This is a genomic window from Amycolatopsis sp. NPDC114504, from assembly GCF_055633595.1.
The window spans coordinates 834,384-847,949 of sequence record NZ_JBVKDU010000003.1 but is presented as its reverse complement, the minus strand read 5'-3'; the positions used below and the strand labels follow the sequence as shown (position 1 = coordinate 847,949).

The window sequence follows — 13,566 nt, the reverse complement described above, 5'->3', positions numbered from 1 at the left end:
CGTGCCGGCCGAGCCATCCGACGGCCCCGTGGTCTCCAACCTGAGCTGGAGCGAGGTGGGCGACGCGGTCTGGCTCGCGATGGCGATCGGGGACTCCGCGCCGCGTTCGCACCCTGAGCTCGAGGTGCCCGATGAACCGGCCGTCCCGGACGACCCGGACCGCGCCGCACCGGAACCACCGGAGGAGCCGGCCGGGCTCACCGCGCCGACCCTCGGCGGGGAAACCGATCGGCTCGTCACGGCGCTGGTGAAAACGGCCGAGGTCCTGGCGGCCGGCCATGCGGCGGAAGCCCAGGGGCCGTCGCGGTTCCTGCCGGAGGCCGCAGCGATCACCCGGGCACTCCGCCCCCTCAAGCAAGTGCGTCCTTCGGGCGCGGAGGAAGACGCAGTACTGGACGAAGACCGGACGGCCGAGCAGGCGGTGGAGGACAAGCTCTGGCTACCGCAGACCAGGCCCTCCTTGGTCCGCGGGCTCGACCTGACCGTCGTGGTCGACACGAGTCCTTCGATGGCGCTGTGGCAGCCCACTGTTGCGGCCTTCCTCACGGTGCTCCGGCAGCTCGGGGCGTTCCGCGCAATCCAGGTCCGGCTGCTGGAAACGGACAAGGGGACTGGTGAAGGTGTGTCCGGGCCGGTGTTGCGCGGCGGCACACCAGGCGCGCCCGAACGCCAGCCCGCGGAGCTGCTCGACTCGTCCGGGCACCGCATCATGCTCGTGCTGACCGACGGGATGGGGGAGGCCTGGCGGGCGGACACCGTTTCACCGCTGCTGGCCCAGTGGGGGCGAGCCATGCCGGTGACCGTCGTCCAGATGCTGCCGCAGCGGCTCTGGGGCCGGGCCGGGCCGCAGCTGCACCAGGCCAGGCTGGTGACGCCTGCGCCTTTCCGGCCCAACCGGCGGTACGGGCTCGAGCTGCCGGATTCCTGGCTGACCGGTGAAGACCCGAAGACCGCCGGAGCCGGCGCGGTGCCGATCCCGATCATCGAGCTGGATCCGCGCTGGCTTTCCTGGTGGGTACGGATGATCGGCCGGGCGCAGCCGGATCCGATGCAGGCGGTCGTGATGCTGGCGCGGACGCAGCCCCAGCCCGTGCCACCGTGGGAAGAGCTGCACGGGCCGGTGTTGTCCGCCCGGGACCGCGTCAAGCACTTCCACGGTGTCGCCTCGCCGTCGGCGTTCCGGTTGGCGACCTTGCTCGCGGCGGTGCCGATCAGCCTGCCGATCGCGCGGTTCGTCCAGGCCGAACTGGTGCCCGAGGCGGAGACCGCGGACCTCGCGGAGGTTTTCAGCAGCGGCCTGCTCGACGTGCCGCCGACCGGACCCGACCGGAACTGGGACGACATCGTCTACGACATCCCGCTTCCCGTGCGCGAAGAGCTTCTGGCCGCGAGCCGGCGGTCGGACACGGCCCGCGTCGTTATCGCCGCCCGTCGGTTCGGGGACCGCTATCCGGTGCTGCTCCGAGTCGCCGACGCACTGGACGATCCGGATCGCGCACCCCTGCCCCAAGCGGACGCCGACCTGGTGGCCGGCGTCGCGCTCGAACGCGCCGTGATGCGGGCGCTGTCCGGGCCGTACGCCGGGCGGGCGGACCGGTTGTCGCGCTGGGAGTCCGAGTTGGCCGCGGCGAGCGAGCCCGACACGGAGCCCGGTGCGGGGGCTCGTCCCGCGCCCACGACTGAGAACCTCGTTGCCGACGTGCACGACGAAGCGGCGGATTCCCTGCGCCGGGTCCGCCAGTTCAGCACCGACGCGCCGACGGTGTGGGGCGCCGTGCCCGCCCGGAACCCGGACTTCACCGGCCGGCACCGACTGCTCGAGTCGCTGGCTGACGATCTTCACGCCGATGGCCGCGCCCTGCTCCACGGAACCGGCGGGCTCGGCAAGACCCAGATCTCGGCGGAGTACGTCTACCGGCACCTGGGCCGGTACGACGTGGTGTGGTGGGTCAGTGCTGCCCAGGAGACGCAGATCCGGGCCTCGCTTACCGAGCTGGCCCGACAGCTCGGACTGCCCGGTGCGGCGGAAACGGCCACCGCGGTCCCGGCGGTGCTCGAGGCACTGCAGGCCGGGCGGCCCTATCGCCGGTGGCTGCTGGTGTTCGACTCGGCGGACGAACCCGAGGCCGCGCTGCCCTTCCTGCCCACCGAGGGGCCGGGCGAGATCTTGGTGACGACGAGGAACCCGGAATGGCACGGGTTCTTCCCACAAGTGCTGGAGGTCGGGTCGTTTACTCGCGCGGAGAGCACTGAACTGCTGAGCCTGCACGATCGGCAACTCGGTGCCGAGCAGGCCGATCGGCTGGCGGCGAGGTTGGGTGACTTGCCGCTCGCACTGGCCCAGGCCGCCGCGCTGCGAACCGAGATCGCGATGCCCGTGGAGGAGTACCTACGGCGTTTCGACGACAAGGCCACGGAAATCCTCGCGACGTCGACGCCGACCGAGTACGAGGTCCCGATCGCCGCGGCGTGGAACGTTTCGTTCGACGAACTTGGCACCCGGAACCGCGCCGCGCACCAGCTGCTGCAGGTGTGCGCGTTCTTCGCGCCGGAACCGATATCCCGTAGCATCTTCGTCGGGGTCCGCGGGCTGTCCATCGCGCCGGAGCTCGATGCCGCCATGAGCGACCCCACCCAGCTCGACCAGGCCTTGAGGGAAATCAACCGCTGGGGGCTGGCGAAGGTCGACCACCGGTCCGACACGCTCCAGCTGCACTGGCTGGTGCAGCTCGTGCTGCGGAACCGGATGAGTGAGCAGCACCGCAGGGACGTCCAGCACAGTACGCACCTCCTGCTCGCGAACCGCGACCCAGGCGATCCGGCGGACGCCCGCAACTGGCCCCAGTACCACACGGTGCTGCCACACATCTACGCCGCGGAACTGATCGACTCCGAAGACATCTGGGTGCGTGCTCTCGTCATCAACCTCATGAAGTTCCTGTACTTCTGGGGCGACCACGCCGGGGCGACCCTGCTCGCCGAGCGCGTGGTCACCACGTGGACGGATCGCTTCGGTGAAGCCGACCTGTCGACCTTGGAGGCGTCGGAGCGGCTCGGCTTCTTCCTGTGGGTGCTCGGCCGGTACGAAGAGGCCGAAGTGATCAACAATCGCACGCTCCGGCTCTACCAGGAGAAAAAGGCCGAGGAACATCGTCCGGAACAGCGGCTCAACGCCCAGTTGTCGGTGGCCGTTGTGCTGAAGGCACGCGGGGACTTCGCCGGTGCACGCAGGCTCAACTTGGCGACCTACCAAGAAGCCGTCGCCGTTCTCGGTGGCAGCGAACCCAAGACCCTGACCGCCGCGCACGACTTCGTCGTCTCGTTGCTCCTGACCGGCGAGTACGACGAGGCGCGGCGGATCGGCGAGGACACGTACGCGCGATGCGCGGACATCCTGGGCCCGGACAACGCCGCCACCATCAGCACGCTGAACATCCTGGCCATCTGCCGCCGTGAGATCGGTGACTACGCCCTTGCCCGGCTGGAACTGCAGAAGATCGTGGAACGGGTCCGCCGTCTGTTCCGCGATGACAACGCCGGGGTCGTGCGCCGTGAGTGCCACCTGGCCGTGGCGATGCGGAAGGACGGTGAGCACGCGGGCGCCTTGGCGCTGTCCCGGAGCACGCTGGAGCGCTTCCGGTCCCGCTACGGACTCAGCCATCCGAGTACGCTCCCCTGCGCGCTGGCACACTCGATCGACCTCCGCTACGCAGGAGATCTAGAGGCGGCCAGGAGCCTGGGACAGCAGGCGGTGGACCTGTACCGGTCCAGCCTCGGCGGCCGCCACCCCCACTGCTTGGTGTCGGAGCTCGACCTCGGCGTGACGCTCCGGCTGCTGGGCGACTTCGCGGCCGCACGGAAGAGGGACGGTGAAGCGTTCCGGCATCTGCGGAAGATCCTTGGGGCCGACCACCCGCACACCATCGCCGCGGCGATCGACCTCGCGAACGACGAGGCCGGTTCCGGCTCGACTCGCGCCTCCGCCGAGCGGCTGCTGGTGCGCGACACCGAAAGCCTGGCACGCGCCCGGCGCACGCTCGGCGACGACCATCCGACCACGCTCGCGGCCCAGCTCAACCGAGCTCTCGACCTGAGCGGAGTCGGCCGAGAACGCGAAGCCGCTCTACAACAGCAGGACGTCGTGGCACGCTATCGCCGAGTGCTTCGCGGCGACCACCCGATGACCGTGGCCGCTGAGCAAGGGGTGCGTGCCGTGTGCGACATCGACCCGACTCCGCTGTAGTGGGTCAGCGCTCGGCGGCGGCCAGCCATCGGGCGACTTCTTCGGGAGCCGGGACGGGGCCTCCCTGCCTCCGGATTCCGCGGTGCACCGCGCGCACCAGTTCGGGTTGCCCGAGCACGACAGCGGCGGTGGCCTCATCGCCGGTCGCCCGCAGACCAAGCCCCAGTCCGATCCAGGCGCGGGGCGCGTCGAGATCACCGAGAAGTTCGGTCCGGTAGCCGTCCAGGGCTGCCTGGGGACGCCCGTCCACCAAAGCGAAATCCGCTTCCGAAGCGCCGGTGATCCGCGGCCAGGCCTCTTGGGCACGGCGTGCGCCGTCTTCACCGAGCCGGACGCGCAGCAGGTCCGCCCGCGCTTCGGACCAGGTGCCGTCAGGTTCGGTGACCAGGACGGTGGACACGGAATCAGTGCGCGGCGCGGCGGCGGCACTCATCCAGACCCGGACGATCCGGTCGACCGCGTCGGGATCCGAGCGCAGGTGACGGAGCCGCCAGCCCGCGTAGTGGTCTGCGGCCAGCAGGCCGGACCAGCGCGCGGCGGACGCGGAGACCTCGTCGCGCCGCCAAGGTTCGCAGCGATCGGCGATGTGGTCGAGGAACTGCCGCCCCGCGTCGGTCAGCTCGTCGTCATCGCGGATCGCTTCGAGAGTCCGTTCGACCTGGTGCCGCCAATGCGCGAACTCGAACGTTGCCAGTTCGTCGTCCGGCCGGCTGCGGCGGAGTGCGCGGTAGAACTCGGTGACCGCGAAAAACGCGTAAATGCCGTGGATGACGCCGCCGATCGGGCGGGGATCGTCGCGCCACGGCGCGTACAACCGTTCCGTCTTGTCGTCCGACTGGAGGGGCACGAGCTGCAGGAGTCCGCCGAGCCGGATGTGCTGGAATTCGTGCACCATCGCTGCGGCCAGTGTCGCCGGGTCCTCGGGCCGGCAGATCACCGCACCGCCGAACGCCTCTCCGCTCGACGCGCTCGGCAGTCGGTACGGGAACGGCGGGTCCGGCACGATCGTGTCGAGGCCGGCGGGCAGGGCGTCCGCGAGTTCGGGGACCAGCCGGGCGATCAACTCCCAGGCTTGCCCGAGCAGATCACGCCAAGCGCGCAGGTCTTCCGAGCCGAGCCGGTAGGGAGCCCGTGGACCGTGCAGCCCGCGATACGGGTCGACGTCGTCGATGCGGACCGCCAACCGCCGCCGCCCTGCGCTCAGCTCGACGGTGCGAATTCCCTGCCAGCCGGGTTCGTCGGCCGACGGGTCGGCCGGAACCACCACTGTCCGGCCACAGGCCGTGATCTCGACCTGGCCGGCTGCTCCGCGGACTTCCGCGGTGGCGCAATCGGGCACGCCGTCGAGGTGGGCGATGCCGAGCGTCGGCAGGGCGACGATTCCCCGCCACACCGGCACCCGGACGTGGAACGTTTTGACTCCGGCCCGCACCGCCGCCGCGGCCGCCAGGGCGTGGAGATGTCCGATGTGGACCCAAAGCGGCCGGTCGCCGTCTGCGTCCTGCCCGATCAGGCGTGTGGTGTAGCCGGCCCAGCTGCCCGTGTAGGGATGGGTGAGCACGGCGTCGAACGCTCGCGGGTCGGTCTCCTGGGCGCAGACCAGCAGGTTCCACGCCGTATCCGGTGAACCCAGCGGGCTTTGCCGGTCCGGGTTTTCCGCCACTTCGTCGATGATGGCCCGCAGAAGCAGCAGGCGGCGGCTGCGCTCCGCGGTGCGCAGCCGCAGGACGGGATCCGGGCCGCCTTCGGAGCGGGCCAGGAGGGCGAACTCCTCCCACGACAAAGTGTGCAGGAGCGGTTCGCGTGTGGCATTGCTTGAGGTGGGCACGGTCAACCCTTCCGGAAGCCGCTCACTCGACCCGTTTCGCGCCTTGGCTCCCGCTCGCCGTGATCGGGATGTGCGCCGTACGTTCGACGGCGCGCCGGACTGAACGGCGCACGAGCGCGGAGTCGAGTTTCCGCAGCTCGGACAATGGCAGGGCACTGAGGTCCAGGAGCTCGGATTCGATCCCCGGTCGCCTCTTGCCGCCCGGCGATCGCATCGCGATTTCCCCTCTCTCGAGAACCCGCTTGGAGGCGCGCGTAAGCTAGCACCTCCCTTCTGTCACCCGTCCAGGGAGGGGCCGCGAACCGAGCCTACGCTCGGCCGTCGTGTTCGAACCGGCATCCGTGCGCGTCAACGGCAAGTCGGCAAACCGGAGGAATCAATCACCGCCCGGCCCGGGCTCACCGCAGGTCGAAGAGCCGCACTCGGTGATCGCTGGTCGCTCGGCGTTCGGAGTTCGTCGGTAGTTGTCCGCCTTTTGCCCCTTCTCCCTCTGCGCCGGATAGGTAGACTCGCGATCTTCGGGGCACTTCGCGGGGGCGGGAGGTGGTACGCCGGTGTCGACCAAACAAGGGCGCCCCCAAATCGGCATCGCGATTCGCCGCGCACTCGTCGACGTACTCGTGGTCGCGGGTTTCGCCGACGACAAGTCCATCCGCACATTGATGGTCGCGGAGCTGCGCCGAGCGCTCGACAACCCGTTCACGGTGCCGGACCAGTTGGCGCCGCGAGCCCAGTTGATCGAAATCGTCAACGGGTGCAGCGGGATCGAAGAAGGCCTACCGGTCTTGGCCGACGTGCTCGAGTTCCTCCGGCCGGGAACGAAGGAGTGCACGCAGTTCCGCACTCTGGTGGATTCCCTGCCGCTGCAGGATGTGGTAGACGAGGCCGAGCAAGAACGATTCCGTCATCTGCTCGAAGGCTTCTCACCGCCCGGGCTCCGCGCGGCCGTTCGCCGCGCCGCCCGGCACATCTCACCCGTCCCGCAGTACGCGAACGCGGCCGAAGCCTTCCTGGGTCTTGCGGACTTCAATGCCGCTCCTGAAGAGCTCCCTCCGGTCGTGGCCTTCGCCGAACTGATCGCGGCCGATTGTGACGAGCCGTTGGCGGCACAGCTCCGCAGGTGGTCTGACGGACAGGCGCACCGCCTCCGTCTCGACGGTGCGCTGCGCGAACTCCGCGCCCACGTCACGCCGTCACGCTCGGGACGGCTGCACCTCACCATCATGATCATCCGTGACCTCGTCGACGAAGAGCGCTACGAGATTTCCTCTTGGCGGCAGGATGACCCCGATGAGTGGCCACCCCCGCGCGGGGAGACCGTGCCGACGACGTCGGCCGGCCTCGAAAGCGAAGTGGCGAAAGTGGTCTCCGCGGCGGAAGAGGCGTGGGCGGAGAGTGACGCGGAGGTCGTCCTCGAGTTCGTGCTGCCTCGTGTGCTGCTGGATCTGCCCGTGCACTCCTGGAGCACGGAGCGAGAGTTCGGGACACCTCAGCCGTTGTACCTGACTTATCCGACGGTAATTCGTTCACTGGAACGGATGAGATCCCGGCGTTCGCACCGTGTTTGGCGGCGACGATGGGCTTCCTGGGCCCAGGAACCATCCTTCGAACGAGTGTATTTCTGCGACCCGGGAGACACCGAAGATCGTCATCGTCTCGACGCGATTCTCAGTGACGAGCGATGGCTCATGACGGTGCTGACCGAGACGCCGCCCGCCAGCGCGATTCCGGATCGTGACGAGCTTTTCGCCGCGTTGCGGGCGGGCTTGCCCGTCATCGTCTGGCACCCTACGGTCTCTTCGGAAGTCGTGCGCGAAGTGGTAGCGTGGTTGGCTGGCAGTGACGATTTGGGAAATCTGCCCGCACTGACCCGGAAACACCGGCTCGACGCACTTGGAAATCGGTCGTCGTCCCCGGATGGCGGCATCATAGGGGACTTGGTGGTGCTATGGGACGACCCGAGCCGGATGCTCCCCCTCGGCGACGGCGGACCCGGCCCCGAAAGGGGACGGGCTGTCGATGAGCGCGACCGAGCTTCCTGACCGCACACCCGATTGGTGGATCTATCGGGGTACTGGGCACCCCCTGCAGGACACCCACTTGGCCGATCGGCTACCGCCACCGCCGCCATGGCGGGACTTCCGGCGTGACGGCGAGCCCCTCGCGGCCGACGTGCCGCAGGATGACGCCGAAACCGACCGGCGTCTGGGCGTCGAAACGGGCTTCGCCGGCGGACACCCGGACCGCGCCGAAGTCGACATGGTCAACGCTGCGTTGTACCTGCGTCGCCCGCTCCTGGTGACCGGCAAGCCCGGCAGCGGCAAGTCCACCCTGGCTTACCGGATCTCCCGCGAACTGCGGCTGGGCCGGGTGCTGCGCTGGTCGATCACTTCGCAGACCACCTTGAGATCCGGGCTCTACGACTACGACGCCATCGGCCGCGTCCAGGCCTCGGCCGCGCACCGCCCCGGCGAGGCCGGCGGGGAAGAGCCGCCCATCGGCGACTTCCTCCGGCTCCGCGAACTCGGGACCGCGTTCCTCCCGCGCCAGCTGCCCCGGGTCCTGCTGGTGGACGAGCTGGACAAAGCGGAATCCGACCTGCCCCACGACCTGTTGTCGATCTTCGAGGACGGGGAGTTCCTCATCTCGGAGCTCGCGCGGGACGCTCGCCGCTCCCCGGTGGCCGAGGTGTTCACCGCCGATCCCGGCTACAGCGCGCAGATCGAGAACGGGGTCGTCCGGTGCTCGGCGTTCCCCGTGGTCGTCATCACCAGCAACGGAGAACGGGATTTCCCGCCGGCGTTCCTGCGGCGGTGCCTGCGGCTGGAGATGAAGGACCCCGATCCGGCGCAGCTCGCCGCCATCGTCGCCGCGCACGCGCTCGACCCGCAGCACCGCGCGGTGCTGATCGAGGATTTCGTCGCGCGGCGCACGGCGCTCGGCGGCCTGCCTGCGGACAAGCTTCTCGACGCGATCTTCCTGGCGACGTCCGGTGCGTACCAGCCCGACGACCCCGGCTGGCCTGGACTGGTCGAGGCGCTGTGGCAGCAACTGAGCCAGCAGGGACGCTGAAATGCCGGGCATCCCGGGTGGCCACGAGAACCACGACCTGACGGCGACCGAAGTCGCCGACGCGTTGTGGCTGGTGGCCGCCATCGGGGCGGAATCGGCGGGCGGCCCGGAGCCGTCCCCGTACCCGGCCGTGTCGACGCGGGCTCCACGCCCTCCCGAGCCGCCCGAAACCGGCGGGGGGAATCATCTCCCCGTGGAAGCGCCCGAACCCGCCGGCGACCGGCGACCGGCTCCCGACCCGCCACCGGCCGACTGGTTCGAGCCGGGAAACGCCCGCGTCGCGGGCGGCCTGCTGGGGAGCCGGGGAGAATCGGCGCCAGCCGGCGCGATTTCGCCGTTGCCCGACATCGGCAAGCTGGTCCGGTCGTTCCGGACCTTCAAGCGCAGGGTGCCCTCGACCCAGCCGGAAGCCGTGGAGCTCGACGAAGAGGCGACCGCCGAGGTCAGCGCCCGGACGGGCATCTGGTTCCCGATCACCAAACGGAAGCGCGTGCCGTGGCTGGACCTGACCTTGGTGGTCGAGCAGGCACCGTCGATGGCGCTCTGGGATCCCACCGTCGCGGCGTTCGTCGCGCTGTGCCAGCGACGGCTCAGTGTGTTCCGCTCGGTCCAGGTCCGGTTACTGGAAACCGGCAAGGCCGGGCGCGCCGAAGGGGGCATGCTCCTCGAGCCGGTGCTGCGCGGCGGGACGCCGGACAGCCCGGTGCGCGGGACCGGCGAGCCCGTCGGGTCCTCCGGTCGGCGGCTGATGCTCGTCCTGACCGACGGGATCAGCGACGCCTGGCGCCAGGATCTGGTGCAGCCGCTGCTGGCCCGGTGGGGGCGCAAGATGCCCGTCGCGGTCGTGCACCTGCTGCCACGGCGGCTCTGGGCCCGTGGCGGCGTCGACGCGCAGAATGCCGAGATCACGTCCAAAGGCCCGGTGCGGTCCAATGACACTTACCGGGTCCGCTTGACCGACCTGCTGCTGGACGATCCGGAGCACGCGGACGTGCCCGGCGACTCGGTCGCGGTCCCGGTGCTGGAACTCGGCGAGCGGTGGTTCCGCCGGTGGGCGGAGGTCGTCACCGGGCGGGCGGACGAGCCGAGGAAATGCCCGGTCGTCGTGATTCGAGACCAGCCGGGGAACACGGTAACCGATTCGAGTGACATTCCAGTGCCGCGAGAGAATGAGGTGAACGCACAGGAACGGGTGAGGGACTTTCACAGCCAGGCTTCGCCGGCGGCGTTTCGGCTGGCCACGCTCCTCGCGGCAGTGCCCGTGGATATCGACGTGGCCTCCGCGGTGCAAGCGGAGATGCTCCCGGACTCCGGCCCAGATCACCTTGTCGAGGTATTCACGAGCGGGCTACTGCGTCACGACGGAACCCGTCAGCCGTGGGACCGCACCACGCCGTGGGAGTTTTCCGGCCAGACCCGGAGGGTATTGCTCAGTGGGGCGCGGCGGTCGGATACGGCGCACGCGGTTCGCGCGGCGTCGCGGCGGATCGGCGAGCAGAACACCGTGCTGGCAAGGCTCCAGGCAGCGTTGGTGGACCCGGACACGACGCCGGACCCCGAACCCGACACGGCGACGAGTGCGGAGATTGCGCTCGAGCGCGATGTGATGAGCGCGTTGTCCGGGCCCTATCTGTCGAGGGCGGATCGATTGGCTAGGCTCAAACTGGGGAGCCCCCCACGTCTGGATCGAGCAAGTAGCGTTACTGTATCGCCGGTGAGCGCCACGATGCCCAACGACGTCGAGAAATCGGATCTTCCCGGCCAATCCGCGGCCGTCGATCGGGAGAGCCGAGATTCGGCGCATCATGCCTCGTCGGGTAAACAGGACGTGGCGACCACCGGAAAAGCCTCAGTAGTCGCCAACGTCGGTATGTCGACTTCTCGTCAAGTACGACGTTCGGGTGAAGAAGTTCCCCCGATCTGGGGTGCCATTCCGCCGCCCAATCCCAATTTCACCGGGCGGGGCCAGTTGCTGAGCCAGCTGACCGAACGGCTGGGTGCCGGCACCACGGCGGTCCTTCCGGCCACATTGCATGGTATGGGTGGCATCGGCAAGACGCAGATGGCCACCGAGTACATCTATCGCCATCTGCAGGATTACGACATCGTCTGGTGGATCCAGGCCACCCAGCCGACGCAGATCCACGCCTCGCTCACCGAGTTGGCCCAGCACCTCCGCTTGCCGGGTGCCGACGAGGCCAACACCGCCGTGCCCGCGGTAAAGGAGGCGCTGCGCCTCGGCCGCCCGTACCGGCGGTGGCTGCTCGTCTTCGACTCGGCCGAAGACCCGGACATGGTGCGCCCGTTCTTCCCGGTCGGGGGTCCCGGCGACATTCTGGTGACGTCCCGCAACCCCAACTGGGCGGGCGTGGCGCGTCCCCTCGAAGTTGCCGTCTTCGAGCGCAGTGAAAGCAAGATGCTGCTGAGCAGGCGGGGTCCCCAGCTCGACGATTCGGACTCCGATCAGATCGCCGAGAAGCTCGGCGATCTGCCGCTGGCGATCGAGCAAGCTGCGGCTTGGCTGGCCGAAACCGGCATGACGGCCAGGGAGTACCTGCAGCTGTTCGACGAGAAGGTCGCGGAGATCCTCGACACCTCGAACCCGCAGGACTACGAAACGTCGGTCGCAGCGGCGTGGAACGTGTCGTTCGACCAGTTGAGCGTGAGCAGCCCTGCCGCGCACCAGTTGTTGCAGGTCTGTGCGTTCTTCGCGCCCGAGCCGGTGTCGCGGAACTTGTTCGCGGGTGTCCGCGGACTCACCGTGTCACCCGAGCTCGACACCGCGCTACGCGACCCGATCAAGCTGGGCCGGGCCGTTCGCGACATCAACCGGTTCGGCCTCGCCAAGATCGACCACCGGACCGACACCATCCTCTTGCACCGGCTAGTGCAGCTGGTCCTGCGCAACCGCATGTCGGAGCAGCACCACAACGAAATGCGGCACGGTGCACATGAGCTGCTGGCCAACCTCGACCCGAGAGACCCGGAAGCACCTCGGCAGTGGCAGCGATACCTCGAGGTGTTGCCGCACATCTACGACGCCGAGCTGATCGAGTGCACGGACCAGTGGGTGCGGCAGCTGGTGGTCAACCTGATGAAGTTCCTCTACCACTGGGGTGACCACGACGGGGCGGTCACGCTCGCCGAGCGCGCGGTGAAGGCGTGGGCGCAGGACCGGGAAGAACGGCATCGCCGGGGCGAAGCCCCCATCGAAGACCCGCCGTTGCAAGAGCTGCAAGCATCCGAGCGTTTGGCCTTCTTCCAATGGACCGTGGGGCGCTACGGCGAGGCGGCCGAGATCAGCAGGCGCACCTTCGACCGCTACCGGGAGTCGATCGGCTCCGACCGGGAAGAGACACTCGAAGCCGCGCTCACCTACGCCGTCATCTTGAAAGCGCGGGGTGACTTCGCGGAAGCGAACCTGCGCAACGAAGAGATCTACGTCAAGGCGCGCGGCCTGTTCGGGAACGACGACCCAGTCACGTTGAAGGCCGGCCGCGACTATGCCACGGCATTGCTTCTGGTCGGTGACTACCAGCAGGCGAACGAACTGGCTTCCGACACTTACCAAAGGTCGGTCGAAGTCTTGGGTTATGACAACGCGTCGACCGTCGCGATCCAGGTCCTGATGGTGATCGCCCGGCGCGAGCTGGGTGATTACCCGTGGGCGCGGATCGAGCAGCAGCAGATCACCGACCGGATCGAGCAGCTCTACGGTGAGAACAGCATCAGCACCCTCCGACGTAAATATCACCTGGCGGTTGCCTGCCGGAAGAACGGCGACCACGACGAGGCACGCATGATCTCCGAAGATGCCCTGCGCCGATTCCGGATCCGGTACGGAGACAAGCACCCGCACGCGCTGGCCTGTGCTCTCGGATACTCGATCGACCTGCGGCATGCTCGTGACTACGTGCAGGCCCGGGAACTGGGGGAAGAAGTCTTCGATCTCTATCGCGAAAGCCTGGGCGAGAAGCACCCGCACACACTGTCGGCGGCGCTGGACCTGGGTGTGACCATGCGACTGTCCGGCGATCCGTCCAGTGCCCGAGTACTGGACGAGCGGTCGTTGGAAGAGTTCCGGGCGCAACTGGGCGAAGATCACCCACACACCATCGTGTGCGCAATCGACGTCGCGAGTGATCTCGCCGCGTTGGACCGCGTTGAGGAAGCGGCGGAGCGCGACGCCAATCTGCTGGTACGTTCGCGCCGGATTCTCGGCGAGGACCACCCGACTACGCTGGCGGTCCAGCTCAACCGATCACTGGACCTCCGAGCTCTTGGACATATCGAAGAGGCGGACGAGCTCTACGAGGACGTCCTCAACCGTTACCGGCACGTCCTGGGTGAAAACCACCCCGGCACGGTCGCGGCGTCACAAAAAGTCCGCGCCGACTGCGACATCGACCCGATGCCGCTGTAG

The 13,566-nt window shown here is 68.7% G+C and carries 5 protein-coding genes; 4 read left to right on the top strand and 1 reads right to left on the bottom strand.

Translation table 11 applies throughout. The features are described from left to right. Position 1 precedes the first annotated feature (1 nt). Complete coding sequence (fxsT, locus tag ACZ7PG_RS25420; protein WP_470241573.1) at positions 2-4,243, top strand: FxSxx-COOH system tetratricopeptide repeat protein; 4,242 nt, start codon at positions 2-4, stop codon at positions 4,241-4,243. Between the two features lie 4 nt (positions 4,244-4,247). Here the strand turns inward: fxsT (ACZ7PG_RS25420) and ACZ7PG_RS25415 are convergent, their stop codons facing one another. Continuing rightward, positions 4,248-6,071, bottom strand: coding sequence for an HEXXH motif domain-containing protein (locus ACZ7PG_RS25415; protein WP_470242406.1), 1,824 nt, complete (start codon positions 6,069-6,071; stop codon positions 4,248-4,250). Between the two features lie 554 nt (positions 6,072-6,625). On the opposite strand from ACZ7PG_RS25415, the gene ACZ7PG_RS25410 reads away from it, so the two are divergent. Genes ACZ7PG_RS25410 through fxsT (ACZ7PG_RS25400) form a run of 3 tightly spaced genes read left to right on the top strand, consistent with a single transcriptional unit; the run spans position 6,626 to position 13,566 of the window. Further along, the gene (locus tag ACZ7PG_RS25410; protein ID WP_470241572.1) at positions 6,626-8,113 is read left to right on the top strand and encodes a VMAP-C domain-containing protein; all 1,488 of its coding nucleotides are present in this window, start codon (positions 6,626-6,628) and stop codon (positions 8,111-8,113) included. Then, a complete protein-coding gene (locus tag ACZ7PG_RS25405) occupies positions 8,091-9,143 on the top strand; it encodes an AAA family ATPase (protein WP_470241571.1) in 1,053 nt (350 codons plus the stop codon). Before ACZ7PG_RS25410 ends, ACZ7PG_RS25405 begins: the two co-directional genes overlap by 23 nt. Position 9,144: 1 nt before the next feature. Then, on the top strand, positions 9,145-13,566 hold the full coding sequence (gene fxsT / locus ACZ7PG_RS25400) for an FxSxx-COOH system tetratricopeptide repeat protein (protein WP_470241570.1): 4,422 nt from the start codon (positions 9,145-9,147) through the stop codon (positions 13,564-13,566).

Coding starts and splice junctions, on each gene's coding strand:
- fxsT (WP_470241570.1), top strand. CDS start 9,145: ATGCCGGGCATCCCGGGTGGCCACGAGAACCACGACCTGACGGCGACC.
- ACZ7PG_RS25405 (WP_470241571.1), top strand. CDS start 8,091: ATGAGCGCGACCGAGCTTCCTGACCGCACACCCGATTGGTGGATCTAT.